The 26,837-nt window shown below is 61.7% G+C and carries 22 protein-coding genes; 8 read left to right on the forward strand and 14 right to left on the reverse strand.

Annotation, left to right across the window (positions count from 1 at the left end):
- Positions 1–27 precede the first annotated feature (27 nt).
- Positions 28–1,374, reverse strand: coding sequence for a metalloprotease PmbA (gene pmbA, locus B348_RS0125010; protein WP_017738765.1), 1,347 nt, complete (start codon positions 1,372–1,374; stop codon positions 28–30).
- A 108-nt stretch (positions 1,375–1,482) separates the two neighbouring features.
- Here pmbA and yjgA point away from each other — a divergent pair, with 108 nt between their 5' ends.
- Positions 1,483–2,004 (forward strand): ribosome biogenesis factor YjgA, encoded by a 522-nt coding sequence (gene yjgA, locus B348_RS0125015; RefSeq protein WP_017738766.1) that lies wholly within the window; start codon positions 1,483–1,485, stop codon positions 2,002–2,004.
- Between the two features lie 47 nt (positions 2,005–2,051).
- Here the strand turns inward: yjgA and tldD are convergent, their stop codons facing one another.
- From tldD to mreB, 8 genes are all read right to left on the reverse strand, one after another.
- Positions 2,052–3,494, reverse strand: a complete 1,443-nt coding sequence (gene tldD / locus B348_RS0125020; RefSeq protein WP_017738767.1) for a metalloprotease TldD — start codon at positions 3,492–3,494, stop codon at positions 2,052–2,054.
- Between the two features lie 16 nt (positions 3,495–3,510).
- Positions 3,511–4,359, reverse strand: coding sequence for a carbon-nitrogen hydrolase family protein (locus B348_RS0125025; RefSeq protein WP_017738768.1), 849 nt, complete (start codon positions 4,357–4,359; stop codon positions 3,511–3,513).
- A 48-nt stretch (positions 4,360–4,407) separates the two neighbouring features.
- Positions 4,408–8,223 carry a YhdP family protein gene (locus tag B348_RS0125030; protein WP_017738769.1) on the reverse strand — a complete coding sequence of 1,272 codons (3,816 nt, stop codon included), beginning with the start codon at positions 8,221–8,223 and terminating at the stop codon, positions 4,408–4,410.
- Positions 8,224–8,265: 42 nt separating this feature from the next.
- Positions 8,266–9,723: a ribonuclease G gene (gene rng / locus B348_RS0125035; protein WP_017738770.1), complete on the reverse strand. Its 1,458-nt coding sequence runs from the start codon at positions 9,721–9,723 to the stop codon at positions 8,266–8,268.
- A 70-nt stretch (positions 9,724–9,793) separates the two neighbouring features.
- The gene (locus tag B348_RS0125040) at positions 9,794–10,390 is read right to left on the reverse strand and encodes a nucleoside triphosphate pyrophosphatase (RefSeq protein ID WP_017738771.1); all 597 of its coding nucleotides are present in this window, start codon (positions 10,388–10,390) and stop codon (positions 9,794–9,796) included.
- A 50-nt stretch (positions 10,391–10,440) separates the two neighbouring features.
- Entirely contained in the window at positions 10,441–10,929 is a 489-nt protein-coding gene (mreD, locus tag B348_RS0125045; protein ID WP_017738772.1) for a rod shape-determining protein MreD, read from the reverse strand.
- Complete coding sequence (mreC, locus tag B348_RS0125050; protein ID WP_081609286.1) at positions 10,929–12,059, reverse strand: rod shape-determining protein MreC; 1,131 nt, start codon at positions 12,057–12,059, stop codon at positions 10,929–10,931. The genes mreD and mreC overlap by 1 nt, the downstream gene beginning before the upstream one ends.
- A gap of 139 nt (positions 12,060–12,198) precedes the next feature.
- On the reverse strand, positions 12,199–13,236 hold the full coding sequence (gene mreB / locus B348_RS0125055) for a rod shape-determining protein MreB (protein WP_002555108.1): 1,038 nt from the start codon (positions 13,234–13,236) through the stop codon (positions 12,199–12,201).
- A 210-nt stretch (positions 13,237–13,446) separates the two neighbouring features.
- On the opposite strand from mreB, the gene gatC reads away from it, so the two are divergent.
- From gatC to B348_RS0125085, 6 genes are all read left to right on the forward strand, one after another.
- Entirely contained in the window at positions 13,447–13,734 is a 288-nt protein-coding gene (gene gatC / locus B348_RS0125060; protein WP_017738774.1) for an Asp-tRNA(Asn)/Glu-tRNA(Gln) amidotransferase subunit GatC, read from the forward strand.
- Between the two features lie 16 nt (positions 13,735–13,750).
- Positions 13,751–15,202 carry an Asp-tRNA(Asn)/Glu-tRNA(Gln) amidotransferase subunit GatA gene (gene gatA / locus B348_RS0125065; RefSeq protein WP_017738775.1) on the forward strand — a complete coding sequence of 484 codons (1,452 nt, stop codon included), beginning with the start codon at positions 13,751–13,753 and terminating at the stop codon, positions 15,200–15,202.
- A 10-nt stretch (positions 15,203–15,212) separates the two neighbouring features.
- The gene (gene gatB / locus B348_RS0125070; protein WP_017738776.1) at positions 15,213–16,658 is read left to right on the forward strand and encodes an Asp-tRNA(Asn)/Glu-tRNA(Gln) amidotransferase subunit GatB; all 1,446 of its coding nucleotides are present in this window, start codon (positions 15,213–15,215) and stop codon (positions 16,656–16,658) included.
- A 131-nt stretch (positions 16,659–16,789) separates the two neighbouring features.
- The gene (locus B348_RS0125075) at positions 16,790–17,161 is read left to right on the forward strand and encodes a septal ring lytic transglycosylase RlpA family protein (protein ID WP_026137050.1); all 372 of its coding nucleotides are present in this window, start codon (positions 16,790–16,792) and stop codon (positions 17,159–17,161) included.
- Positions 17,162–17,218: 57 nt separating this feature from the next.
- Positions 17,219–18,265, forward strand: a complete 1,047-nt coding sequence (locus tag B348_RS0125080; protein ID WP_026137051.1) for a calcium/sodium antiporter — start codon at positions 17,219–17,221, stop codon at positions 18,263–18,265.
- Positions 18,262–18,645, forward strand: coding sequence for a carboxymuconolactone decarboxylase family protein (locus B348_RS0125085; protein WP_017738779.1), 384 nt, complete (start codon positions 18,262–18,264; stop codon positions 18,643–18,645). Before B348_RS0125080 ends, B348_RS0125085 begins: the two co-directional genes overlap by 4 nt.
- 109 nt (positions 18,646–18,754) lie before the next feature.
- Here the strand turns inward: B348_RS0125085 and B348_RS0125090 are convergent, their stop codons facing one another.
- The 5 genes from B348_RS0125090 to kdgD all read right to left on the reverse strand — a co-directional run bounded on the left by B348_RS0125090 (position 18,755) and on the right by kdgD (position 25,373).
- Positions 18,755–19,696 (reverse strand): AEC family transporter, encoded by a 942-nt coding sequence (locus tag B348_RS0125090; RefSeq protein ID WP_017738780.1) that lies wholly within the window; start codon positions 19,694–19,696, stop codon positions 18,755–18,757.
- A gap of 169 nt (positions 19,697–19,865) precedes the next feature.
- On the reverse strand, positions 19,866–21,419 hold the full coding sequence (garD, locus tag B348_RS0125095) for a galactarate dehydratase (protein ID WP_017738781.1): 1,554 nt from the start codon (positions 21,417–21,419) through the stop codon (positions 19,866–19,868).
- Positions 21,420–21,430: 11 nt separating this feature from the next.
- The gene (locus B348_RS0125100) at positions 21,431–22,795 is read right to left on the reverse strand and encodes an MFS transporter (RefSeq protein WP_017738782.1); all 1,365 of its coding nucleotides are present in this window, start codon (positions 22,793–22,795) and stop codon (positions 21,431–21,433) included.
- Positions 22,796–22,961: 166 nt separating this feature from the next.
- Complete coding sequence (locus B348_RS0125105) at positions 22,962–24,407, reverse strand: aldehyde dehydrogenase family protein (protein WP_017738783.1); 1,446 nt, start codon at positions 24,405–24,407, stop codon at positions 22,962–22,964.
- 54 nt (positions 24,408–24,461) lie between these two features.
- Positions 24,462–25,373, reverse strand: coding sequence for a 5-dehydro-4-deoxyglucarate dehydratase (gene kdgD, locus B348_RS0125110; protein ID WP_017738784.1), 912 nt, complete (start codon positions 25,371–25,373; stop codon positions 24,462–24,464).
- A 235-nt stretch (positions 25,374–25,608) separates the two neighbouring features.
- On the opposite strand from kdgD, the gene B348_RS0125115 reads away from it, so the two are divergent.
- Positions 25,609–26,766, forward strand: coding sequence for a hypothetical protein (locus B348_RS0125115; protein WP_017738785.1), 1,158 nt, complete (start codon positions 25,609–25,611; stop codon positions 26,764–26,766).
- Positions 26,767–26,837: the final 71 nt, after the last annotated feature.

Genomic DNA, 26,837 nt, shown 5'->3' on the forward strand with positions numbered 1-26,837 from the left:
GCCTTTTTAGATGAAGCGTCGGGAGGATCAGCTGCCGGCGACCGTCATCCGCTCGATCAATACCGAGCCTGTGCGAATGTTGCTGCGTAGCTCCAGATCGTTACCCACCGCGACAATTTGCTTGAACATGTCGCGCATATTGCCGGCGATGGTCACTTCCTGGACGGCGAACTGGATCTCGCCGTTTTCCACCCAGAAGCCCGCCGCACCCCGGGAGTAATCGCCGGTTACCATGTTCAGGCCATGGCCCATCAACTCCGTCACCAGCAGGCCACGCCCCATGCGACGCAACAGCGCCGCCTGGTCTTCATCGCCATGGGTGACAAACAGGTTGTGCACGCCACCGGAGTTGGCCGTGCTTGGCAGGCCGAGCTTGCGGCCGGAGTAAGTCCCTAGCACATAGGACACCAACTCGCCGTTTTCGACGAACGGCTTGGCATAGGTCGCCAGGCCATCGCCATCGAACGCCGAGCTGCCCATGGCGCGCATCAGGTGCGGACGCTCATCGAGGGTCAGCCACTCCGGGAACAGCTTTTGCCCGATTGCACCCTCAAGGAACGACGACTTGCGGTACAGGTTGCCGCCAGAAATCGCGCTAAGGAAACTGCCGAACAAACCACCGGCCAGTTCCGCCGAAAACAGCACCGGCACTTCGCACGTTGGCACCGGGCGCGCGCCCAAGCGGCTGGCGGCACGTTGCGCGGCACGCTGGCCGATGCTGGCCGGGTCAGCCAGCAACTCGCCCTGGCGGCTCACGTCGTACCAGTAGTCGCGCTGCATCTGGCCGTTGGCTTCGGCGATCATCACGCAGCTCAAGCTATGGCGGGTGGAGGCATAACCGCCGACAAAACCGTGGCTGTTGCCGTACACACGGCAACCTTGATGCGTGCTCAACGTGGTGCCATCGGCGTTCTTGATGCGGGGATCTGCATCGAACGCAGCGGCTTCGCAGGTCAGCGCCAACTCAATGGCCTGCTCCGGGGTGATGTCCCATTCATGGAACAGATCGAAGTCCTTCAAATCCTTGGCCATCAGCGCTTTGTCAGCCAAGCCCGAGCTTTCGTCCTCGGAAGTATGCTTGGCAATCGCCAACGCGGCCGCGACGGTCTCGCGAATCGCTTCCGGGCCGCTGGCCGAGGTGCTGGCCGAGCCTTTGCGCTGCCCCACGTAAAGGGTGATGCCAAAGCCCTGGTCACGGTTGAACTCAACGGTTTCCACTTCGCGCTGACGTACCGACGTCGACAGCCCCTGCTCCAGCGACACCGCCACTTCACAGGCACTGGCCCCCTGGCGCTTGGCCTCGGCAAGGATCTGCTCGACTTGTTCCTGCAGTGCCGGTAACGCTTGCGGACCGACGCTTTGGGCTGCACTCATGGTTTTCTCCACTCAAATTCTGCTTTCGGTTAAGGCCATCGAGCGACCGGGCCGGACAAGCGGCCCCCGACTGGTTATCATGGCGGCGTTTCTTTGCGGACTGCCACCATGGTTGATTCTTACGACGACTCCCTCGATGGGGAGAAAAGCAAAACCCAGGTCAAACGTGAGCTGCATGCTCTGGTTGACCTTGGCGAGCGCCTTACAACGCTCAAGAAAGACTTGATTGCAAAACTGCCCCTGACCGACGAAATGCGCCGGGCGCTGGCGGATGCACCCAAGCACACCGCGAATATCGCGCGTAAACGGCACATCATGTTTATCGGCAAGCTGATGCGCGATCAGGACACTGACGCCATTCTCGCCTTGCTCGATCAAACCGATGCCTCCACTCGCCAGTACAACGAACGTTTCCATAACCTGGAACGTTGGCGTGACCGCCTGATCGCGGGCGATGACGCCGTGCTGGAGAAATTCGTGCTGGACTACCCGGACGCGGACCGCCAGCAATTGCGCTCCCTGATCCGTCAGGCCCAGCACGAGCAGGCGCATAACAAGGCGCCGGCCACCAGCCGTAAAATCTTCAAGTACATCCGAGAGCTGGACGAGACTCAACGCGGTCTGCGCTGATCCTCTTCCCCGGGTGGCGATCTTCGCCACCCGAAGCTCCACCTTTCCTACGAGCCCGTGCCACCCACGGTGATCGCATCAATTTTCAGCGTTGGCTGGCCGACACCCACCGGCACCGACTGCCCATCCTTGCCGCACGTGCCCACGCCGCTGTCCAGCGACAGGTCGTTACCGACCATCGACACCTTGCTCATGGCTTCCGGCCCGTTACCGATCAACGTTGCCCCTTTGACCGGCGCGGTAATCTTGCCGTCTTCGATCAGGTACGCCTCGCTGGTGGAGAACACGAACTTGCCGCTGGTGATGTCCACCTGGCCGCCGCCGAGGTTGGCGCAGTAGATCCCGCGTTTTACCGAGGCGATGATCTCCGCCGGGTCGCTTTCGCCGGCGAGCATGTAGGTATTGGTCATACGCGGCATCGGCAAGTGCGCGTAGGACTCGCGACGACCATTACCGGTACGTGCCACGCCCATCAGGCGAGCGTTGAGCTTGTCTTGCATATAGCCCTTGAGCACGCCGTTTTCGATCAGCGTGGTGCACTCGGTCGGCGTACCTTCGTCGTCCACACTCAGCGAACCACGACGGCCAGCCAACGTGCCGTCATCGACAATGGTGCACAACTTGGACGCAACCCTCTCGCCCATGCGCCCGCTGTAGGCGGAACTGCCCTTGCGGTTGAAGTCGCCTTCCAGGCCATGGCCCACGGCTTCGTGCAGCAAGACGCCGGACCAACCCGAGCCCAACACCACCGGCAACGTACCGGCCGGCGCCGGAATGGCCTCCAGGTTGACCAGGGCCTGGCGCAGCGCTTCACGGGCATAACCCATGGCGCGGTCATCGCTGAGGAAATAACGGTAGTCGGTACGCCCGCCGCCGCCATGTCCGCCGCGCTCACGGCGGCCGTTCTGCTCGACGATCACACTGACATTGAAACGCACCAGCGGCCGCACATCTGCCGCCAGGCTACCGTCGGTGGAGGCCACCAGGATGCGCTCCCACACACCGGCCATGCTCACGGTGACTTGCTGGATACGCGGGTCAAGGGCGCGGGTTGCAGCGTCGACACGCTTGAGCAAATCGACTTTCTCTGCACGGCTGATCACTTCCAGCGGGTTATCCGGCCCATACAACTGCGCCACGTCCTGGGTGGTAAACGCCTGCACCGTGCCATTCTGGCCCGCGCGGGAGATCGAACGCGCCGCACGCGCCGCCAGGCCCAAGGCTTCCAGCGTGATGGCATTGCTGTAGGCAAAACCGGTTTTTTCACCGGATTGCGCGCGCACGCCTACACCCTGGTCCAGGTTGAAGCTGCCTTCCTTGACGATGCCGTCTTCGAGGGCCCAGGACTCGGAAATCTGCCCCTGGAAATACAGGTCGGCCGCGTCGATACCCGGCCCGGCCAGATCGCCGAGCACGGTTTGCAAGCTTTCGATGGTCACGCCACCGGGTGCCAGGAGATGTTCACTGACTGAGGACAACAACTCGCTCATAGGTTTGGCCTTAAATTCATCGTTCCGAAGCAGGCCGCTGTGCGCCCTGCGAGAAAAAGCGCCGATGGTTGACCACCGGCATGCGCGCCCGTATCGACGCTTGTTCACTGCTGTCGCGTTCGGCCAACAACACCGCTTCGCCTTGATCCTGTTGTGTCAGCACGCGCCCCCACGGGTCGACAATCGCCGCATGACCATGGGTCTCCCGCGGTCCCGGGTGCACGCCGCCCTGGGCCGCCGCCAGCAGATAGCACTGGGTTTCGATGGCGCGCGCGCGAATCAGCACGTCCCAATGCGCGGCGCCAGTCACCGCCGTAAAAGCCGAAGGCGCGGTAATCAATTCAGCCCCCGCCGCCCGTAATTCACTGTACAGCTCGGGGAAGCGCAGGTCGTAACACACGGTCAGGCCCAAGCGCCCCACCGGCGTGTCCGCCACCACCACATTGCTCCCGAAAGCATAGTCGTCGGATTCGCGATAACGACCGCGCGCATCGGCAACATCCACATCGAACAGGTGCAGCTTGTCGTAACGGGCAACGATTTCGCCCCGGTCATCGACCAGCAGCGAGCAGGCGTTGGACTTGGCGTTCGGCTGATCCTTGGGCGGCAACGGCAAGGTGCCGGCCACTATCCATAAGGTGAGGTCGCGGGCGGTCTGTTTCAACCACGGCAGGATCGGCCCTTCGCCCAACGCCTCGGCGCGGCCGATATCGGCCACATCACGGCGGCCCATGGCGGCGAAGTTTTCCGGCAGCACGGCCAGCTTCGCACCGCCCGCCGCCGCTTGCTCCAGCAGGCGCCGGGCCTGGGCCAGATTGGCCAGCACATCGCTCTGGCTGACCATTTGAATTACCGCAAAGGACATGGGCCGACTCTCCGTAATGGGCGTGCGGCCATGCTACTCCACAGCCTCTCAGTTTGGCTTTTCAAATGGCTTGTCGAAGGTGATTTTAGGGTCCTTCCAGGGCCCTTCCACTTTGTATTGCACGCTGGCAAAACGCGACACACGGTCACCGATCAGCTTGTCGATCAGGAACAACGCGCCGCCAATCGCCGGCGCGCCCACGATCAGCGCGGCAATCGGCAGGTTGTTGGTGACCGGCAACGTCACCAGCAGCTTGGCGTCGACACGGTCAGCCACCAGGTCCAGGGTGCCGTTAAGCTCCAGGTTGGTCGATGGTCCGGTCATGGTGATCGGCTCGCGGGTGACAAACACGCCGTTACTCGCCGCCAGCAAACCCTTGACCTTGTCGTAACTCAAGCCCTTGCCGAGCAAGTCGGAAAAGTCCAGACGCAGCCGGCGCCCGATGGAGTTGAAATTGAGCAGGCCAAATACACGCAGCGCCTGGGCACCGCCTTCCACTTCAACAAACTGGCCGCTGCGGAATGTCGCATCCAGGCTGCCGGAGAAACGCTTAGGCCCCACATAGGCCGGCGAACCTGGCCAGCGGCCGTCCACGTCCAGATGGAAGTCCTTGCTCGTCACGGTCGGCGCGTAACCCCAGCCTTTGAGCACATCGCCGATATTCTTGCCGTCCAGACGCCCCTTGTACCAACTGCTGCTGGTCCCCGGTGCGCCTTCCCAGCCGCCGTCGCCCTTGAGCTGCATGCCCTTGAGGCCCAGGTCCAGGTTGTTGAAGGTCAGGCCCTTGGTCGTCGGGCGGATCTTCAGCGACCAGGCACCGATCAGGTCCGGCCCCTGGAACAGTTGATCAATGGCGATATCCAGCGCGGGAATGTCCTTGGGGTCGATGTCGGCCAAGGGGTCCGGCGCGTTTTCGTCGGCCTGGACGCTCGGGTCCACCGCCGGCAATTTCACGTATTGCAGGTTGATCGCAATCGGCGCGGCCTTGGCATCCGGCAGGTTGACGCTGCCCTTGGCCTGCTGGCTGTCGAGCTGCAAGGCCCAGGCGGCGGGCTTGCGGTCCAGCTGCAATTTGACCTGGTCGAACCGGGTGCCGAAACCCGTCAGCTTGCCGACCTTGAAGTCGGCGCCACTGAGCAACTGTTTGGCGCTACCGCCCGGGTCATTGCCGGCATAACGGTCGACGAGTTTTTTCCACGGGTCGATGTCGAGTTCCGACAAGACCCCGCGAATACGCAAGCCTTTGACCGTGGGCAACAGCGCATCACCATCACCGAGAAACAACTCGCCACGGCCTTCGTTGAACTTGTCCGGCGGGGCGGCAAAGGTGAAATTCGCCAACTCGCCATAATCGAACCAATACCGCCGCTCGTTACCCTGCAAGGTCATCCGGAACACGCTGTCACGCCCCTGGCTGGCGGGCATGCCGAAAGGGGCCGGCAAGTCCACTGCCACACCCTTGAGGTTGGAGCTGACCATCAACTGGCTGTCGGCCCCATCCAGGTTCAGTTGCAACTGGTAGGGAATGTCGCCGGACACTGGCAACGGCTGGCCGACTTTCAACCAGTCTGTCAGCCGCTTGACCGTGACCTGGCCCTTGGCAGTCACGCGCGTGCTGATATTGCCCGGCTTGCCGTCGGCAAAAATCTGCGCGGTGATGGGCCGGTCAAACGCCTGGGCCGTGATGTTCTGGCCGCTGAGGCCCTTGGCACTGTCGAAACGGAAATCGCCCTTGAGCTGGGTCAGGTCCAGCGTCGGCTCGGCAAGTTGCAGGCGTGCCTTGTCGGTCTTGAAGTCCACCACGATTTTCGGCTCGGTGCCCTTGGCCAGCGGCACATCCAGGTCCAGGCTGCCTTGCAGGTCGCCCTCGCCCTTCCAGCCGGCAAAGGTTGCAGCCGTACCAATCGGCGCTTCCTGCAGGATCTTCAGGCCATCACCCAAGCCACCGGCGAAACCACCGGTGAGCAGCAGATGGCTGTCCTTGCCAGCCGGCGCATGGGGAATATTGACGTAGATATCCTTGACCTTGGTGTCGAGCAACTGGCCCTTGCTGGCGAGGATGCGCACGCCGCTTTCCTCGACAAACACCTCACCCTTGACCTTGCTCACGTGGGGCCAGCCTGGCTGGAACGCCAGCTCGGCGTCATGCACCTTGAAGAACAGGCTGATATTGCGCGAGGCCGGCAATGCATCGTGGTTCAGTGAACCCTGGTATTGGAAGAAGCCCTCGTCGACCGCGCCCTTGAGAATCGCCGTGCGCAGCCATTCATCCAGCGCCGGGCTCAACACCGCCGGCAGGTATTTGGGGGTGAAGCGCCCATCACCATCGACCATGCCGACCCGCAGGTCCATGTAGTCTTCCTGGCTGTGGTCAAAATGCAGGCGGATCAGGAAATCGGCGGCGACCTTGCCTTCTTCGCCCAGCACCTTGATATACGGCGCGATCAGGGTGAAGCCTTCTTTATCCAGTTTCCATGTCAGGCGCGCATTGGCCTGGATGTACTGCCAGGGCTTGGCGAAGATCGGATCGAGGTGCAGGGAGAAATCCTTGCTGTCCATGCGCAGTTCGCCATGGCCCATATCACCGCTGATACTGCCGGACACGTTGCGCGCGGCCGGCGCACCGAAGTAAGCGTCAAAACCGACGCGCTCCAGGTTGGCGGCAAAACTGACTTTCTGATCCGTAGTGTCCTGGGGACGGAAATCCACCAGCACATTGCGCAGCAGCCCCGTGGCCTTCAGGTGTTCGATGGTCTTGGCAAACCCCTCCGGTAACGGTGCCAGGGCATTCAACAGCGGCGTGATGGGGGTCAGGTCCAGGCGGTCGGCTTGCAGCTTCCAGGTTTCCTGATCCTTGTCGGTCGCCAGGCTCTGCTGCAATTGCAGGCGTGATTCCCAGCGGGTCTCCCCGAGGTTCATCGCCAGCGAATCGAACACCACCTTGAGGCCCGTATCACTGCGTTGCAGGTAGGCGTTGAGCGCAAGGTTTTCAATGTGCACCGGCTTGCGCTCGGCATAGCTGCCCTTCACCTGTGGCGAGTTGAGGCGCACCACCGCGTTTTGCACCGCGCCCTTGGCCCAGGTCAGCCAGAATTCGCCGCCGGCTTTGAATTGGCTGAGTTTCCACTGCTGCGTCAACCGGGCCGGAATCCACTTGGCCCAGTCGCTCTGCGGCAGGCTCAAGTAAGCCTGGACTTCACCGTCCTGCCACTGGCTGGCGCGAATGCGTGTACGCAAGCTCAACGCCAGGGGTTGGCCGTCGGGCAGGGTCAGGCGCGCGTCGAGGCGCTGGCGGGTGATGCCGGTGTGCAGGCTCAGGCCGACGTAGGTCAGGGTCAACGGTGGCTGGTCGAAAGGTTGCAGGGTGACCTGGCTATCGAGCAACGACACGCGCTTGACCATCTGCATGCGCTGCAGCACTTGCTGCGGGTCCAGCGGTTGCTCATCCTGCACCGGCAGGCCTTGCAGCGCCCAGTGGCCGTCCTTGTCTTCCTTGACGCTCAGTTGCAGGCCGCTGACTTCCAGGTGGGCAATGCGCACTTCACGGGCCATCAGGCTGGCCCAGACATCCGGCACCACTTCGACCTGGTCCAGGCGCAAGGCACTGCTGCCCTCGCCCACCATCACGTCGTGGGCCAACAGCACAGGGGCAAAGCCGCTCCAGCGGCCTTCAAGGCTGCCAATGTGCAGGGGCATATCCACCGCGGCCTGGGCCTTGGCTTCGACTTCGGCACGGTATTCGGCCACCAGCGGGGTCAATTCGCGACCCAGGCTCACATACACCGCCGCCAGGACCAGCAACAGCGCACAGAGGCCCAGGCCCCAACGGGTCAAAGCGGCAAAAAAGCGTATCAGACGCTCCATGTCAGGCGACCCTCAAGGCAGTAAAAAGAAAGCGAATGGGGATCAGAGCAGCACCACGTCGTATTGTTCCTGGGAATACATGGTTTCAACCTGGAAACGAATCGTGCGCCCGATAAACCCCTCCAATTCCGCGACGTTGCCGGACTCTTCATCCAACAGTCGGTCGACCACTTTCTGGTTGGCAAGCACTCTATAACCTTCAGCCTGGTAGGCTCGCGCCTCTCGTAAGATTTCCCGGAAAATCTCGTAGCAAACCGTTTCCGGGGTCTTCAACTTGCCGCGCCCCTGGCAACTGCTGCACGGCTCGCACAGCACTTGCTCAAGGCTTTCACGGGTGCGCTTGCGGGTCATCTGCACCAGGCCCAGTTCGGTGATGCCGATGATATTGGTCTTGGCGTGATCACGCTCCAGCTGCTTCTCCAGGGTGCGCAGCACCTGGCGCTGGTGCTCTTCATCTTCCATGTCGATGAAGTCGATGATGATGATGCCGCCCAGGTTGCGCAGGCGCAGCTGGCGGGCAATCGCGGTGGCGGCTTCGAGGTTGGTCTTGAAGATGGTTTCTTCGAGGTTGCGATGCCCGACGAACGCGCCGGTGTTGACGTCGATAGTGGTCATGGCTTCTGCCGGGTCGACCACCAGGTAACCACCGGACTTGAGTGGCACCTTGCGCTCCAGGGCTTTCTGGATTTCATCTTCGACGCCATACAGGTCGAAGATCGGCCGCTCACCAGGGTAGTGTTCCAGGCGATCAGCAATTTCCGGCATCAGCTCGGCAACAAATTGCGTGGTGCGCTGGAAGGTTTCCCGCGAGTCGATGCGAATTTTCTCAATCTTCGGGCTGACGAGGTCACGCAGCGTACGCAGGGCCAGGCCGAGGTCTTCATAGATCACACTCGGCGCGCCGATGGTCTTGATCTGGGCGCCGATCTGGTCCCACAGGCGTCGCAGGTAGCGAATGTCCATGAGGATTTCATCGCCGCCGGCACCTTCGGCTGCCGTGCGCAGGATAAAACCGCCGGCTTCCTTGATGCCTTCGGCGGCCACGCAGTCGCTGACCACCTTCTTCAGGCGCTCACGCTCGCCTTCGTCTTCGATCTTCAGGGAAATGCCGACATGGGCGGTACGCGGCATGTACACCAGGTAACGCGATGGAATCGACAGCTGCGTGGTCAGGCGTGCGCCTTTGGAGCCGATGGGGTCCTTGGTGACTTGCACCACCAGGCTCTGCCCTTCATGCACCAACGCGCTGATGCTTTCCACCGCAGGGCCTTCGCGCAGGGAAATTTCCGAGGCATGGATAAACGCAGCGCGATCCAGGCCGATATCGACGAATGCCGCCTGCATCCCCGGCAGTACGCGTACCACCTTGCCCTTGTAGATATTGCCGACGATCCCGCGCTTCTGGGTGCGCTCGACGTGCACTTCTTGCAGAACACCGTTCTCTACCACCGCCACGCGCGATTCCATCGGCGTGATATTGATCAGAATCTCTTCACTCATGGCTGGGTCTCGTTCAGGCGTTTTCACAATAGTGACCGATCGCTTATGGCTGGGCGCTGGAGTCGGGCGTTCAGCGCGCGGTAAGGTTTTGCCAACAGGGTATGCCGAATTGGTCGAGCAGTTGCGCGGTTTCGCACACCGGCAGGCCTACCACGGCGGAATAGCTGCCATTGAGCCCGGCGACAAACACCGATCCAAGCCCTTGAATAGCATAGCCGCCCGCCTTGTCCTGGGGTTCGCCACTGTGCCAGTAGGTTGTAGCTTCCTCGACAGTAATAGCGCGAAAACGTACACGACTGCTTACACAAACGGTTTCACAACGCGCGCCGTCGGTGAGCGCAATGGCGGTGAGGACTTCATGTTCGCGCCCCGCCAGGGCCATCAACATCGCCAGGGCGTCCGCCTGATCCACCGGTTTGCCGAGGATATTGCCGTCCACGATCACCGCCGTGTCGGCGCCCAGCACGCAGGCGCCGGTGGTAGTTTCGAGCGCAGCCAAACCCGCCGCTGCCTTGCCGCTCGCAAGGCGCTCGACGTAGGAAACGGCGGATTCATTTATAAGAGGGGTTTCATCAATGGCGGCGCTGACAGGGGTGAAAGGCACCCCGATCTGGCTCAGCAGTTCACGCCGCCTCGGAGAGCCCGAGGCCAGATATAGCGAATTCATGCAGACTCTCCCTGTAGGGCTCGATAACCAGGCAGAGCCTCGCAATCCATTCAATTGATTTTATAGCGACGACGTAACCCACGCAGGCCAAAACTGATCCATGGCCACAGCAGGGCACTCACCAACGCCGGCAACACCAGCGCCAGGGTTGGCTGGCGATTGCCGGTCAAGGCACTGAGCCACAGTTGAACAAGCTGCGCCAGGCCAAAGATCACCAGGATCACCAGGCACTGCTGCCACATCGGGAACATACGCAAACGTTGCTGCAACGACAGCACCAGGAACGTGATCAGCGTGAGAATCAACGCGTTCTGGCCCAGCAAGGTGCCATACAGCACATCTTCCGCCAAGCCCAGAAACAGCGCGGTGACCATGCCGATCTTATGCGGCAGGTTCAACGCCCAGAAGGCCAGCAGCAATGCCAGCCACAACGGGCGCAGGATTTCCATGAATTGCGGCAAGGGTGAAACGCTGAGCAGCAAGCCGACCGCGAAGGTCAGCCAGACGATCCAGCCATTGCGCGAATGAGTACCGGCCATTATTCCTCCCTCTGCCGCGTGGTTGCCGGAGCCGTTGCCGCTGGGCGGGCAACCGGGGCAGCAGCAGGCGGTTTAGTCGCCGGTGTTGCTGTGGCAGGCGTTGAAGCCGGTGGCTTGGTGGCCGCTGGTTTGACCGGATGCGCAGCCGGCTTGACTGGCGTCGCAACAGGCGCGGGAACGGGCGCAGGTGTGGCTGGTGTGGCAGCGGCAGGCTTGGGCACGGTTGCCGGGACAATCGGCGCGGCGCCGTTCTGCTTGTCTTCTGCTTCCTGGGCCTGGGCGGCCTCATTGGCGCGCTCTTCCGGCGTGCGATTGTCGCTGAACACCAGCAGCAGGTAGCGGCTGCGGTTCAGGGCGGCCGTCGGCACGGCGCGAACGATGGCAAACGGCTGGCCGGAATCGTGGATCACTTCCTTGACCGTCGCGACCGGATAACCCGCCGGGAACCGCTGACCCAGGCCGGAGCTGACCAGCAGGTCGCCCTCCTTGATATCCGCGGTATCGGCCACATGGCGCAATTCCAGGCGCTCAGGGTTGCCGGTACCACTGGCAATCGCACGCAAGCCGTTACGGTTGACCTGCACCGGAATGCTGTGGGTCGTGTCCGTCAGCAACAATACCCGCGACGTGTAGGGCATCAACTCGACCACCTGGCCCATAAGGCCGCGGGCGTCGAGCACCGGCTGGCCAAGGACCACACCGTCGCGCTCACCCTTGTTGATGATGATGCGATGGGTGAAGGGGTTGGGGTCCATGCCGATCAACTCGGCGACTTCGACCTTCTCGTTGACCAGCGCAGAAGAGTTGAGCAACTCGCGCAGCCGAACGTTCTGCTCGGTGAGGGCCGCGAGCTTTTGCATGCGCCCCTGCAACAGCAGGTTTTCAGTCTTGAGTTTTTCGTTCTCGGCGACCAGTTCGGTGCGGCTGCCAAATTGGCTGGCCACGCCCTGGTAGAGACGTTGCGGCAGGTCGGTGATCCAGTAGGTCTGCATCAACACCAGCGACATCTGGCTGCGCACGGGCTTGAGCAGTGCAAAGCGGGCATCGACCACCATCAGCGCGACCGAAAGCACGACCAGCACCAGCAGGCGCACGCCCAATGAGGGGCCTTTGGCAAAAAGCGGTTTAATAAGCCGCTCCTCCCAGGCAAATGTTTTCTTTATTCATACGGCTTCTAACCGGCCTGGATGCAGATTGAAGAAGATAAACGCCAACAGGCAGCACTGCAAAGTGCTGCCTGTTGGCCAAGCCTGTACCGCTCAACCCAGCTTATTCGCTGGAGAGCAGGTCCATGGTGTGTTTATCCATCATTTCCAGTGCACGACCACCGCCACGGGCTACGCAGGTCAGCGGGTCTTCGGCGACGATCACCGGCAGGCCAGTCTCTTGGGCCAGCAGCTTGTCGAGGTCGCGCAGCAAGGCGCCACCACCGGTCAGCACCAGGCCACGCTCGGCGATGTCGGACGCCAGTTCCGGCGGCGATTGCTCCAGGGCGCTCTTCACAGCCTGAACGATAGTAGCCAGGGACTCTTGCAGAGCTTCCAGCACTTCATTGGAGTTCAGGGTGAAGGCACGTGGAACGCCTTCGGCCAGGTTGCGACCGCGAACATCGACTTCGCGCACTTCGCCGCCTGGGTAAGCGGTACCGATTTCCTGCTTGATGCGCTCTGCGGTGGATTCACCGATCAGGCTGCCGTAGTTGCGACGCACATAAGTGATGATCGCTTCGTCGAAACGGTCGCCGCCCACGCGTACGGATTCGGCATACACCACACCGTTCAGGGAGATCAGGGCGATTTCAGTGGTACCACCACCGATATCCACCACCATCGAACCGCGCGCTTCTTCAACTGGCAGACCGGCACCGATCGCAGCAGCCATTGGCTCTTCGATCAGGAACACTTCACGGGCACCGGCGCCAAGGGCCGATTCACGGATGGCACGACGCTCCACCTGGGTGGATTTGCATGGAACGCAGATCAGCACACGAGGGCTGGGCTGCAGGAAACTGTTTTCGTGAACCTTGTTGATGAAGTACTGCAGCATCTTCTCGCAGACGCTGAAGTCGGCGATCACGCCGTCTTTCATCGGACGAATGGCAGCAATATTGCCTGGTGTACGGCCGAGCATGCGCTTGGCCTCGGTGCCGACGGCAACGACACTTTTCTGATTACCATGGGTCCGAATGGCCACAACCGATGGCTCATTCAGAACGATACCGCGCTCGCGCACGTAAATAAGGGTGTTGGCAGTGCCCAGGTCAATGGAAAGATCGCTGGAAAACATGCCACGCAGTTTCTTGAACATGGGGAAAGGACCCTAGGCAACGCGTGGGTAAAAAAGTGCGGCAAACTCTAACAACGACAGGGATTTTGGGCAAGGCGCCAATGTGCTAAATTGGCCGACTTTCTACGCACCAACCCCCACAATCGCGGCCATATGACCGTAGAAATGCGGTAGTGTTCCGACAATCTAACACACGGACGCCCTCCGTTCTGTTTTCCACTGGAGAATCCCATGGCGCTTGACCGCTCCGACGTGGAAAAAATCGCTCACCTCGCCCACCTGGGCCTGGCTGAAGCCGATCTTCCACCGATTACCGCAGCCCTGAACAGCATTCTCGGGCTGGTTGACCAAATGCAGGCCGTGAATACCGACGGCATCGAGCCCCTGGCGCACCCGCTGGAAGCCAGCCAGCGCCTGCGCGCAGACGTCGTAACAGAAAGTAATAATCGCGAGGCCTACCAGTCCATCGCGCCAGCGGTCGAAAACGGCCTGTACCTGGTTCCGAAAGTCATCGACTAAAGGGAAAGAGCCTTTCATGCATCACATGACTCTGGCCGAGATCGCCCGCGGTCTCGCCGACAAAAAGTTTTCTTCCGAAGAGCTGACCAAGACCCTGCTGGCGCGTATCGCCGAGCACGATCCCAAGGTCAACAGCTTCATCAGCCTCACCGAAGAACTGGCCCTGAGCCAGGCCAAGGCCGCCGACGTACGTCGCGCCAACGGTGAAAAAGGCGCGTTGCTGGGTGCTCCCATTGCCCACAAGGATTTGTTCTGCACCCAGGGCATTCGCACCAGCTGCGGCTCGAAGATGCTCGACAACTTCAAGGCGCCCTACGACGCCACCGTGGTGTCCAAGCTGGCTGCCGCCGGGGCCGTGACCCTGGGCAAGACCAACATGGACGAATTCGCCATGGGTTCGGCCAACGAATCGAGCTACTACGGCGCGGTGAAAAACCCATGGAACCTGGAGCACGTACCGGGCGGTTCGTCCGGTGGTTCGGCTGCAGCCGTGGCGGCGCGCTTCCTGCCGGCGGCCACCGCCACCGACACTGGCGGCTCGATCCGCCAGCCAGCGGCGTTCACCAACCTCACCGGCCTGAAGCCGACCTACGGTCGCGTTTCCCGTTGGGGCATGATCGCCTACGCGTCCAGCCTCGATCAGGGCGGCCCGTTGGCACGCACTGCGGAAGACTGCGCGATTCTGTTACAAGGCATGGCCGGGTTCGACAAACAGGACTCCACCAGCATCGATGAGCCGGTGCCGGACTACAGCGCCAGCCTCAACACCTCGATCAAGGGCCTGCGCATCGGCGTGCCGAAGGAATACTTCAGCGCCGGTCTCGACCCACGCATCGCCGAACTGGTGCACAACAGCGTCAAGGAGCTGGAAAAGCTCGGCGCCGTGATCAAGGAAATCAGCCTGCCGAACAATCAGCACGCGATTCCGGCCTACTACGTGATCGCGCCGGCAGAGGCCTCCTCCAACCTGTCGCGTTTCGACGGCGTGCGTTTCGGCTACCGCTGCGAAAACCCGAAAGACCTCACCGACCTGTACAAGCGCTCCCGTGGCGAAGGCTTCGGTGCCGAAGTACAACGCCGCATCATGGTCGGTGCCTACGCCCTGTCGGCCGGCTACTACGACGCGTACTACCTCAAGGCGCAAAAAATCCGTCGCCTGGTGAAGAACGACTTCATGGCGGCCTTTGAAGAAGTCGACGTGATCCTCGGCCCAACCACGCCAAACCCGGCCTGGAAGCTTGGCGCCAAGAATGGCGACCCGGTGGCTGCGTACCTCGAAGACCTGTACACCATCACCGCCAACCTCGCGGGCCTGCCGGGCTTGTCCATGCCTGCCGGTTTCGTCGATGGCCTGCCGGTGGGCGTGCAATTGCTCGCCCCGTATTTCCAGGAAGGCCGCCTGCTCAATGTGGCGCACCAGTACCAGTTGCACACCGACTGGCACACCCGCACCCCTACCGGCTTCTGAGGAGAACACTATGCAATGGGAAGTCGTGATCGGGCTGGAGATTCATACCCAGCTCGCCACCCAATCGAAGATTTTCTCCGGTAGCGCCACCACGTTCGGCTCCGAGCCCAACACCCAGGCCAGCCTGGTCGACCTGGGCATGCCCGGCGTCTTGCCGGTGCTGAACCAGGAAGCGGTGCGCATGGCGGTGATGTTCGGCCTGGCGATTGACGCCGAGATCGGCCAGCACAACGTGTTCGCGCGCAAGAACTACTTCTACCCGGACCTGCCCAAGGGCTACCAGATCAGCCAGATGGAACTGCCGATCGTCGGCAAGGGCCACCTGGACATCCCCCTGGAAGACGGCACCATCAAGCGCGTCGGCGTGACCCGCGCGCACCTGGAAGAAGATGCCGGCAAGAGCCTGCATGAAGAATTCCCGGGCGCCACCGGTATCGACCTCAACCGTGCCGGCACGCCGCTGCTGGAAATCGTTTCCGAGCCGGACATGCGCAGCGCCAAGGAAGCCGTGGCCTACGTCAAGACCATCCACGCGCTGGTGCGCTACCTGGGCATCTGCGACGGCAACATGGCCGAAGGTTCGCTGCGTTGCGACTGCAACGTGTCGATCCGTCCAAAGGGCCAGGCCGAGTACGGCACCCGCTGCGAGATCAAGAACGTCAACTCGTTCCGCTTCATCGAGAAGGCGATCAACAGCGAAGTGCGTCGCCAGATCGAACTGATCGAAGACGGCGGCAAGGTCATCCAGCAGACCCGCCTGTACGACCCGAACAAAGACGAAACCCGCGCCATGCGCAGCAAGGAGGAAGCCAACGACTACCGTTACTTCCCCGACCCGGACCTGTTGCCGGTGGTTATCGAGGACTCGTTCCTCAATGACGTGCGCGCCACCCTGCCGGAATTGCCGCAGCAGAAACGCGAGCGCTTCCAGGAGCAGTTCGGCCTGTCGGTCTACGATGCCAGCGTCCTGGCCTCCAGCCGCGAACAAGCCAACTACTTCGAAAAAGTCGTGAGCATTGCCGGTGACGCCAAGCTGGCGGCCAACTGGGTGATGGTTGAGCTGGGCAGCCTGTTGAATAAACAGGGCCTGGAAATCGACGAAGCCCCGGTCACGGCCGAGCAACTGGGCGGCATGCTGCTGCGTATCAAGGACAACACCATCTCCGGCAAGATCGCCAAGACCGTGTTCGAAGCCATGGCCGCAGGCGAAGGCAACGCTGACGAGATCATCGACAAGCGCGGCCTCAAGCAAGTCACCGACAGCGGCGCGATCTCGGCCGTGCTGGATGAAATGCTCGCGGCCAACGCCGAGCAGGTCGAGCAATACCGCGCGGCCGACGAAGCCAAGCGCGGCAAGATGTTCGGCTTCTTTGTGGGCCAGGCGATGAAAGCCTCCAAAGGCAAGGCCAACCCGCAACAGGTGAACGAATTGCTGAAAAGCAAGCTCGAAGGCTGAGCACATGTAGGACCCGGCTTCTGTGGGAGCCGGGCTTGCCCGCGATAGCGGTGTGTCAGCCACCACCGCCATCGCAGGCAAGCCAGCTCCCACATTAGCCAGTTCCCACATTTGATACGGGGATACCTTGCATGAAGCGTCTACTCGGCCTCCTGGCTCTTTTTTCCCTGTTGACCGGCTGCGCCAGCGGCCTCGTCAACCCCAACGGCTACGACGAAACCGGCACCGCTTCCTATTACGGCGCCAAGCACCACGGCAAAAAAACCGCCAGCGGTGAACCCTTCAACCAGAACGCCCTGACCGCCGCCCACCGGCAATTGCCGTTCGGCACCCAGGTCAAGGTGACCAACCTCGCCAACGACAAATCCGTAGTGGTGCGCATCAATGATCGCGGCCCGCATACCCGTGGGCGCTTGATCGACCTTTCCCGCAAGGCTGCCGAGCAGCTCGGCATGCTCAGCAGCGGCACCGCGCGGGTGCGCGTGCAAGCGCTGAGCAACTGACACGGAGCCCTGGCCATTTTCGGATTAACTGCCCTCTCGCCCTGGAGCCTGCTGGAACTGGTCAGCGGCTTGCTGTTGCTGATCACCGGCGCGGAAATCCTGGTGCGTGCCGCCGTGCGCCTGGCCGCCAGCCTCAAGGTGCGGCCGTTGATCATCGGCTTGACCATCGTCGCCTTCGGCAGCAGCGCACCGCAGATGACCGTCAGCCTGCAAGCCACCCTGGCCGGCAACACCGATATCGCCGTGGGCAGCGTGATCGGCAGCAGCATCTTCAACGTCCTGGTGACCCTGGGCCTGTCGGCGCTGATCATTCCGCTGCGGGTCTCGCGCCAGCTGGTGCGCCTGGATATCCCGGTGATGATCATCGCGGGCTTGCTGGTGTTTACCCTGGCCGCCAATGAAGCGCTCACGCCCGCCGACGGCTTGCTGCTGCTGGTGGCCCTGCTCGCTTACCTCGGCGTGTTGCACTACCAGACCCGCCACTCCCGCCGCCCGCGCACCCTGGACACGGTGGCCAAGGCACCCTGGCTGAGCAGTGTGCTGCTGTTACTCGGCGGGTTCCTGGTGCTGGTGCTGGCCGGGCACTTGCTGCTGGGCGCGGCGGTGGATGTGGCCGGCGATCTGGGGCTGTCGGAGCGCGTGATCGGCCTGACGCTGATCGGCGTCGGCACTTCCCTGCCGTGCCTGGCCACCTCGCTGATCGCCGCCCTGCGCGGCGAACGGGACATCGCCGTGGGCAACGTGATCGGCAGCAACCTGTTCAACCTGCTCGGCGTGCTGGGATTTACCGCGCTGGTGGCGCCGACGCCGCTGTCGGTCTCGCCCAACGCCCTGGACTTCGACCTGCCGGTGATGCTCGCCGCCTTGGTGTTGTGCCTGCCGGTGTTCTACACCGGCTACCGCGTGACCCGCGCCGAAGGTCTGGTGCTGCTGGGACTTTATCTGGCGTACGGGCTGCATGTGATGTCGTTCACCACCGGCATGCCCCTGGCCACCAAGCTTGAACACCTGATGCTCTATTACGTCCTGCCAGTGCTGGTGGCTTTTCTGTTGTTCAGCACGCTGCGAGCCTGGCGCCGCCAACAGAAGAGGGAATCGCAATGACCGATCAGAAGAAGTCCGGGGTTGAGATGCGTCGCCAGGTCATGGGCGATGTGTTCGTTGACCGCGCCCTGGGCAATGCCACCGCGTTCACCCAGCCGTTGCAGGATTTCGTCAATGAACACGCGTGGGGCGGCGTATGGAATCGCGAAGGCCTGCCGCTGAAGACCCGCAGCCTGATCACCCTCGCCGCCCTCACTGCACTCAAGTGCCCGCAGGAACTCAAGGGCCACGTGCGCGGCGCGTTGAACAATGGCTGTACCGTGGAGGAAATTCGCGAGGCGCTGCTGCATTGTGCGGTGTATGCCGGTGTGCCGGCGGCGATTGATGCGTTTCGCGCGGCGCAGGAAGTGATTGAGGCGTATCAGGCGGATCAGCAGTGACTGTCAGATAGCTATCGCAGGCAAGCCAGCTCCCACACTTGAATTGTGAACACTTTCAAAATGTGGGAGCTGGCTTGCCTGCGATTGGCCCTCACAGACACCACAAAACTCAGATCCACCCACCTGCCTGCAACACAAAAATCCCGATATTGGTGGTCACCGCCGCCATCAGCGTCGTGATCACAATAATCGCCGCCGCCAGCTCATGATTGCCCTCGGCCGCCCTGGCCATCACAAAACTCGCCGCCGCCGTCGGTGCGCCGAAGTACAGGAACAGAATCCCCAACTCCGGCCCGCGGAACCCCAGCAGCCAGGCGCCCAGCGTGGCCACCAGGGGCAACCCGATCATCTTCACCAGGCTCGCACTCAAGGCCATGCCGCCGCTTTTGCGCAATGCCGCCAGCGACAAGGTGCCACCAATGCAGATCAGCGCCAGCGGCAAGGTCATGTCCGCCAGGTAGCGCCCCGACGACTCCAGCCAACCGGGCAAGCCGATCTGGAACACCGCGAACGGCGTGGCAGCGATCACGCTGATGATCAACGGGTTGGCCACCACGCTTTTGCAGATGCTCCACGGATCGGACTTGATCACCGGGCTGTACACCGCCAGCACGATGGTCGAGAGGGTGTTGTAGAACAGGATCACCAGCGCGGCGAGGATCGCGCCGAGGGAGATGCCGTAATCACCGTACATGCTCGCCGCCAGTGCCAGGCCGATCACGCCGTTGTTGCCGCGAAACGCGCCTTGGGTGTAGATGCCGCGGTCTTCACGCGGGCAACGCCAGATCGCCCAGCCCCAGGCCAACGCGAAGCTGAGCAAGGTGGCGACGGCGAAGTAGATCAGCAAGCCTGGCTTGAGCGCCGAGTGCAGGTCGGCATGCAGGATGCCCAGGAACAGCAGCGCCGGCATGGTGACGTTGAACACCAGGGACGACGCCGTGTGGATGAAGTTGTCGTTGATCCAATCGATGCGCTTGAGCAGCACACCAAGAAACAGCATGGCAAACACCGGCGCGGTGATGGACAGGGTGGTGAGGAAGATTGCCAGCATGCCGGGGAGAACCTTGGTGAGCGTCGTTAGGTGGCTAATGATAAGCCATGCTGACCTGTAGCGCCTGTCAAGACGCCTTCGCGGGCAAGCCCGCTCCCACATTTTTGATTTGTGAATGCCTTCAAATGTGGGAGCTGGCTTGCCTGCTCCCACAGAGTCCGCGTCCACTTCAGGTGATGGGCGCCGGGTTGAACAGGGTGATGTCGTTATGCAGCTTATGCCGCTCCGCCCAGGTCTGCTTCTTGCCACTGGCCACATCCAGGTAGAAGTGGAACAACTCCCACCCCAACTCCTCAATGCTCGCACGTCCGGTGGCAATCCTGCCGGCATCGATGTCGATCAAATCCGGCCAGCGCTGCGCCAACTCCGTACGCGTCGACACCTTCACCACCGGCGCCATCGCCAGCCCATACGGCGTGCCACGCCCGGTGGTGAACACATGCAGGTTCATCCCCGCCGCCAACTGCAAGGTGCCGCACACAAAGTCACTGGCCGGCGTGGCGCAAAAGATCAGGCCCTTGCCCTTGAAACGCTCGCCCGGGCCGAGCACGCCGTTGATCGCGCTGCTGCCGGACTTGACGATGGAGCCCAAGGACTTCTCGACAATGTTCGACAACCCGCCCTTCTTGTTGCCCGGCGTAGTGTTGGCACTGCGATCGGCCTCGCCCTTGGCCAGGTAACGGTCGTACCAGTCCATTTCCCTGACAAGCTCTTGGGCGACTTCCTTGCTCTCGGCGCGTGAAGTCAGCAGGTAGATCGCATCGCGGACTTCAGTCACTTCGGAAAACATCACCGTCGCCCCGGCCCGCAGCAGCAAATCCGAGGCATAACCCAGCGCCGGGTTGGCGGTGATGCCGGAAAACGCATCACTGCCGCCGCACTGCATGCCCAGGATCAGCTCCGACGCCGGCACGGTTTCGCGACGGCGCTGGTCGAGCTTCTTCAAGCGCGTCTCGGCCAGTTCCATGATCTGTTCGATCATCTCGGTGAAGCCGTGGCTGGAGTCCTGCAATCGATACAACCACGGCTCGCTCAGGTCCACCGAGCTGTCGTTGTCGTGCATCACCTGCCCGGCCTGCAATTTCTCGCAGCCCAGGCTGATCACCAGGGCTTCGCCGCCCAGGTTCGGGTTGCGTGCCAGGTTGCGCACCGTGCGGATCGGGATGTAGGCATCCGTCGCGGTAATGGCCACGCCGCAGCCGTAACTGTGGGTCAGCGCCACCACGTCATCGACATGGGGGTACTTGGGCAGCAGTTCGTCCTTGATACGCTTGACGGCATGGTCCAGCACCCCCGTGACGCACTGCACCGTGGTGGTGATGCCGAGGATATTGCGCGTGCCCACGGTGCCGTCGGCATTGCGATAACCCTCGAAGGTAAACCCCTCCAACGGCGCCTGGGTTTGCGGCACCTCGGTGGACAGCGGCAAGCTGTCCAGCGGTGGCGCAGTGGGCATGCGCAGTTGATCTTCCTGGACCCAACTGCCGCGCGGAATCGGCGCCAAGGCGTAACCGATGGTCTGGCCGTAGCGAATAATCTGACCGCCCTCGGGGATATCTTCGAGGGTCACCTTGTGGCTCTGGGGGATGAAATCCACGGTCACCAGACCGTCCGGGAACTCGGTCCCGGCCGGAACGCCCTGGTCGTTCACCACGATCACTACGTTGTCGCGCTCGTGCAAACGAATGGAGCGCGGCGAGTCGGCATGTTCAATCAACTGCATTACATCGCCCCTCAGGAGTGCGCTTCGGTAAGTTGGGTCAGCTCTGGGCCCTTGGTTGGCGGCTCTTTGAGCACCACGCGCTTGATCGGGCCAACGATGACCAGGTAGCTGAACACCGCCACCAGCGCGTTGGCGCCGACGAACACCAAGGCCCATTTGAACGAGCCGGTGGTGCTGATGATGTAGCCGATGACGATCGGCGTGGTGATCGACGCGAGGTTACCGAAGGTGTTGAACAAGCCGCCACTGAGGCCGGCGATTTGTTTCGGCGACGTGTCGGACACCACCGCCCAACCCAGTGCGCCAACGCCTTTACCGAAGAAGGCCAGGGCCATGAAGCCCACTACCATCCATTCGATATCCACGTAGTTGCAGGCCACGATGCTGCTGGAAATCAGCAGGCCACCGATGATCGGCGCCTTGCGGGCGAAGGTCAGCGAATGGCCCTTGCGCAGCAGGTAGTCGGAAATCACCCCGCCGAGCACGCCGCCGATAAAGCCGCAGATCGCCGGCAACGAGGCGATGAAACCGGCCTTGAGGATGGTCATGCCACGGTCCTGCACCAGGTACACCGGGAACCAGGTCAGGAAGAAGTAGGTGATGCCATTGATGCAGTACTGGCCCAGGTACACGCCGAGCATCATGCGGTTGGTCAGCAACTGGCGGATGTAATCCCACTTCGGACCGTCAGTTTTTTTACCTTTGCCCTTGTCCTGGTCCATGTCCACCATCGCGCCATTGGCGGCAATGTGGTTGAACTCGGCTTCGTTGATCAGCGGGTGCTGGCGCGGGCTGTGGATAACTTTCAGCCAGATCAGCGAGAAGATGATGCCGATCACGCCCATCACGATAAACACGTGCTGCCAGCCGAAGCTGTAGACGATCCAGCCCATCAGCGGTGCAAACAACACCGTGGCGAAGTATTGCGCCGAGTTGAAGATCGCCGAAGCCGTGCCGCGCTCGGCCGTAGGAAACCACGCCGCGACAATACGGGCGTTTCCGGGAAACGACGGCGCTTCGGCCAGGCCCACCATGAAGCGCAGCATAAACAGCGCAACCACAGCGGTGGAGACACCGAACTCACCGACATAGCCTTGCAGCACGGTGAACAGTGACCAGGTGAAGATGCTCAGGGCATAGACTTTTTTCGAGCCGAACCGGTCCAGCAACCAGCCGCCGGGAATTTGCCCGGCCACGTAGGCCCAACCGAATGCAGAGAAGATGTAACCGAGGGTGACCGCGTCGATGCCGAGGTCTTTTTGCAGGCTGGAGCCCGCGATGGCGATGGTGGCCCGGTCGGCGTAGTTGATCGTGGTCACCAGGAACAGCATGAGCAATATCAAATAGCGGACGTGGGTTGGCTTGGTCGCTTGCATAAAGAAGTACTCCCACTAATTATTTTTTTTGCGGGTAATTATTTGTTGTTGCCACTGAGGACCGCTCTATGTGGGAGCTGGCTTGCCTGCGATAGCATCACCGAGGTGCTTGCATCGCAGGCAAGCCAGCTCCCACACAGGAACCGGTGCCTACAGGTGTTGCGTGTTACGAACCGATGTAGCTGGTCTTCACCACGGTGTAGAACTCTTGCGCATAGCGACCTTGCTCACGCGAACCGTAGGATGAGCCCTTACGGCCACCGAATGGAACGTGATAATCCACACCGGCGGTCGGCAGATTGACCATCACCATCCCGGCCTGGGAGTGGCGCTTGAAGTGGTTGGCGTATTTCAGCGACGTAGTGGCAATGCCCGCCGACAAACCGAACTCGGTGTCGTTGGCCATGGCCAGTGCCGCTTCGTAGTCCGCCACGCGCACCACGTTGGCCACCGGCCCGAAGATCTCCTCGCGGCTGATACGCATGGCGGCTTCGCTGTCGGCAAACAGCGTCGGCGCCAGGAAGTAACCTTCGGTGTCGCAGGTCACCAGGCCACCACCGCTCACCAGCCGCGCGCCTTCGCTTTGGCCGATGTCGATGTACTTCAAGTCCTGATCCAACTGGGCCTGGGAAACCACCGGCCCGATGTCGGTGCCGCTGTGCAACGCATGGCCGACCTTGATCGATTTCATGCGCTCAGCCATCGCCGCGACGAACTGGTCGTGAATCCCGGCGGTGACGATCAGGCGACTGGAGGCGGTGCAACGCTGGCCGGTGGAGTAGAACGCGCTCTGTACCGACAGCTCGACGGCCTGCTTGAGGTCGGCGTCGTCGAGGATGATCTGCGGGTTCTTGCCGCCCATTTCCAACTGCACTTTGGCCTGGCGCGACACACAGCTGACGGCGATCTGACGACCGACGCCAACGGAGCCGGTGAAGCTGATGCCATCGACTTTCGGGCTGTTGACCAGCACATCGCCGACCACACGACCGCTGCCCATCACCAGGTTGAACACGCCAGCCGGGAAGCCGGCGCGAGAGATGATTTCCGCCAGCGCCCAGGCGCAGCCCGGCACGAGTTCGGCCGGTTTGATCACCACACAGTTGCCGTAGGCCAGGGCCGGGGCGATTTTCCACGCGGGGATCGCAATCGGGAAGTTCCACGGGGTGATCAGGCCGACCACGCCGAGGGCTTCGCGGGTCACTTCCACATTGACGCCCGGGCGCACCGACGGCACGTAGTCGCCGGACAAGCGCAGGCATTCACCGGCAAAGAACTTGAAGATATTGCCGGCGCGGGTCACTTCGCCGATGGCTTCGGGCAGGGTCTTGCCCTCTTCCCGGGCCAGCAAGGTGCCGAGCTCTTCGCGGCGGGCGAGGATTTCGCTGCCGACTTTATCCAGGGCATCGTGGCGCGCCTGAATCCCGGAGGTGGACCAGGCCGGGAACGCGGCGCGTGCCGCCTCGATGGCGGCGTTGACTTGGCCGACATCGGCCTTGGCGTATTCGCCAATCACATCGGACAAGTCCGACGGATTGAGGTTGACGCAATAGTCGGCACCGGCCACCCATTGGCCGTTGATGTAGTTTTCAAAACGCTGGGCTTGGGACACGAATCTTCTCCTGACGCAAAAGGCCGCTGATCTCTCAGCGGCCTTGTAGATAAGTTATTGCGCGCCTTGCTTGTCGATCAGCGCGGCCAGGGCTTCGTATTCTTCCGGCAGCAGGTCGGTCAGCGGAGTGCGCACCGGGCCTGCGTCGTAGCCGACGATTTTGGCACCCGCCTTGACGATGCTCACGGCATAGCCGGCCTTGCGGTTGCGGATGTCCAGGTACGGCAGGAAGAAGTCGTCGATGATCTTGTCGACGGTGGCGTGATCTTCGCGGGCAATGGCGTGGTAGAAATCCATCGCGGTTTTCGGGATGAAGTTGAACACCGCCGAGGAGTACACCGGCACGCCCAGGGCCTTGTAGGCAGCGGCGTAAACCTCTGCAGTCGGCAGGCCGCCGAGGTAGCTGAAACGGTCACCGAGGCGACGGCGGATCGAGACCATCAGCTCGATATCGCCCAAGCCATCCTTGTAGCCGATCAGGTTCGGGCAGCGCTCGGCCAGGCGTTCCAGCAGTGGCGCGGTGAGGCGGCAGACGTTGCGGTTGTACACCACCACACCGATCTTCACCGACTTGCACACCGCTTCAACGTGGGCGGCAACCCCGTCCTGGCTGGCTTCGGTGAGGTAGTGCGGCAGCAGCAACAGGCCTTTGGCACCCAGGCGCTCGGCTTCTTGGGCGTACTCGATGGCCTGGCGGGTCGAACCGCCCACACCGGCGAGGATGGGCACGCTGGTGGCGCAGGTATCAACAGCGGTCTTCACCACTTGGGAATATTCGCTGGCGGCAAGGGAGAAAAACTCACCGGTACCGCCGGCGGCGAACAAGGCGCTGGCGCCGTAAGGAGCCAGCCATTCCAGGCGCTTGATGTAGCCCGCCTGGTGGAAGTCACCCTGCGCATTGAAATCGGTCACGGGGAAAGACAGCAAACCGTGGGAGAGGATGGACTTCAGTTCTTGTGGATTCATTATTCGAACACCCTGGGCGAAGACTTTCTGTCGAAAGGTTGTTGTTGGTTTTGGTGATGTCGTACGTCATCGTACAACTATAAAAAGATTCGTCAACTGCAATTCGTCGAGGTGCGTCCAGGGTTCGCTGTATGACCTGGCTTCTTGACGTAGGAAATTATTCCTCTATGCTGTCAATAACTGTATAAACATACAGTTATTAAGGAAGATTCCTACGACATAGCAAGGAGCTAACATGCCAGGTCTTGAACTCGCAGCACCCGCAAAAAACCAACCGATCCTGCGCTTCGAAGGCGGCGAGCACACCGCCATCGGCGACGACACCCTGTTGCGTTTCGCCAACGACGCCCCCGCAATCCCCGCCCGCCAAGTCGAGCTGCACCTGCCCAACGGCCTGGCGCTGACCTACGGCCAGGTGATTGCCCTGGGCGGCGATTTCTACGGCGTTCCCGGCCAACCCATCAGCGATGGCGCGTCGCCTGCCGACCGTGTGCAACGTTTTACTGCCGCGTTCAATTCGCTGGCGGTTCTGCCGGCGTCGCGGGAAGAAGCGCGCAAGATCCTCGCGGTGATGCAAAAGGAGATCAACGCGGTCAACCAGGCGATCAGGGACGGCAAGCAGGCCCACGAAGCCTACGACGCGCTGGGTGATACGTTGTCCGAGGAGTGGAACCGCATCACCGGTGGCGGCAGTGCGGTTTCGGCGCTGGTGCCATTGGGGCGCTACTTGAAACTGGCGGCGGACAATGCCGACCACTTTGGTGAATGGGCACTGTCGGCGTACCTGGCCGGGCATACGGCGGCCCTGCAACAGGCCGTGGTGGCGCATCAAACCGGTACCGACCAAGCGCTGGAACTGGCGTATGCCATGAATAGCTTTGCTGATCACTTTTTGACCGACCTGTTTTCCGCCGGACACTTGCGGGTGCCACGCAAACAGTTGGCAGCGGTGGTGACGCCGGGGGAACTGGGCTCGCTGATCAGCCGCTTCATGCACGATGAGGACAGCAAGTTCGGGCTCAAGGTGCGCAACGCCCTGGGGGATCAATGGCATGCCTATGGGGATAAACGCTACTTCGATGCCATCGATGCGGACAATCGGGTGCAGGTCAAGCGTGCGGTACAGGCTTCGGCGGATGAAATCTTCGAAACCTTTATCAGCGGCGTGGCGCCCTCCCCGGCCAACTTCAAGGCGCCGTTGCATGTCCCGGACTTGAACGCCGCGCAAAACCCGGCGAACAACTTCTCACCGTTGTTCAAGATGGAAGGCGACAAGGTGCTGCGGCGCAAGGACGTGAATGACTTGAACGACAAGCGCTGGACGGATGATTGGTGGGGGTGGAGTACGTATCTGCTGCTCAAGGACTACAAGCCGAATCAGCCAGCTGCTTAAACGCAGATCAAATGTGGGAGCTGGCTTGCCTGCGATGGCGGCGGGTCAGCTCAATAGTTGCTGGCTGATGC

Source organism: Pseudomonas sp. CBZ-4 (assembly GCF_000346755.1).
Taxonomy (GTDB): domain Bacteria; phylum Pseudomonadota; class Gammaproteobacteria; order Pseudomonadales; family Pseudomonadaceae; genus Aquipseudomonas.

What these genes read in the sequence shown, in the direction of transcription:
- rng (WP_017738770.1), bottom strand. Translation starts at nt 9,723, where the DNA reads ATGAGTGAAGAGATTCTGATCAATATCACGCCGATGGAATCGCGCGTG.
- gatB (WP_017738776.1), top strand. Translation starts at nt 15,213, where the DNA reads ATGCAATGGGAAGTCGTGATCGGGCTGGAGATTCATACCCAGCTCGCC.
- yjgA (WP_017738766.1), top strand. Translation starts at nt 1,483, where the DNA reads ATGGTTGATTCTTACGACGACTCCCTCGATGGGGAGAAAAGCAAAACC.
- B348_RS0125040 (WP_017738771.1), bottom strand. Translation starts at nt 10,390, where the DNA reads ATGAATTCGCTATATCTGGCCTCGGGCTCTCCGAGGCGGCGTGAACTG.
- B348_RS0125100 (WP_017738782.1), bottom strand. Translation starts at nt 22,795, where the DNA reads ATGCAAGCGACCAAGCCAACCCACGTCCGCTATTTGATATTGCTCATG.
- gatA (WP_017738775.1), top strand. Translation starts at nt 13,751, where the DNA reads ATGCATCACATGACTCTGGCCGAGATCGCCCGCGGTCTCGCCGACAAA.
- B348_RS0125075 (WP_026137050.1), top strand. Translation starts at nt 16,790, where the DNA reads ATGAAGCGTCTACTCGGCCTCCTGGCTCTTTTTTCCCTGTTGACCGGC.
- mreD (WP_017738772.1), bottom strand. Translation starts at nt 10,929, where the DNA reads ATGGCCGGTACTCATTCGCGCAATGGCTGGATCGTCTGGCTGACCTTC.
- B348_RS0125115 (WP_017738785.1), top strand. Translation starts at nt 25,609, where the DNA reads ATGCCAGGTCTTGAACTCGCAGCACCCGCAAAAAACCAACCGATCCTG.
- B348_RS0125025 (WP_017738768.1), bottom strand. Translation starts at nt 4,359, where the DNA reads ATGTCCTTTGCGGTAATTCAAATGGTCAGCCAGAGCGATGTGCTGGCC.
- tldD (WP_017738767.1), bottom strand. Translation starts at nt 3,494, where the DNA reads ATGAGCGAGTTGTTGTCCTCAGTCAGTGAACATCTCCTGGCACCCGGT.
- B348_RS0125090 (WP_017738780.1), bottom strand. Translation starts at nt 19,696, where the DNA reads ATGCTGGCAATCTTCCTCACCACCCTGTCCATCACCGCGCCGGTGTTT.
- garD (WP_017738781.1), bottom strand. Translation starts at nt 21,419, where the DNA reads ATGCAGTTGATTGAACATGCCGACTCGCCGCGCTCCATTCGTTTGCAC.
- pmbA (WP_017738765.1), bottom strand. Translation starts at nt 1,374, where the DNA reads ATGAGTGCAGCCCAAAGCGTCGGTCCGCAAGCGTTACCGGCACTGCAG.
- kdgD (WP_017738784.1), bottom strand. Translation starts at nt 25,373, where the DNA reads ATGAATCCACAAGAACTGAAGTCCATCCTCTCCCACGGTTTGCTGTCT.
- gatC (WP_017738774.1), top strand. Translation starts at nt 13,447, where the DNA reads ATGGCGCTTGACCGCTCCGACGTGGAAAAAATCGCTCACCTCGCCCAC.
- B348_RS0125030 (WP_017738769.1), bottom strand. Translation starts at nt 8,223, where the DNA reads ATGGAGCGTCTGATACGCTTTTTTGCCGCTTTGACCCGTTGGGGCCTG.
- B348_RS0125085 (WP_017738779.1), top strand. Translation starts at nt 18,262, where the DNA reads ATGACCGATCAGAAGAAGTCCGGGGTTGAGATGCGTCGCCAGGTCATG.
- mreB (WP_002555108.1), bottom strand. Translation starts at nt 13,236, where the DNA reads ATGTTCAAGAAACTGCGTGGCATGTTTTCCAGCGATCTTTCCATTGAC.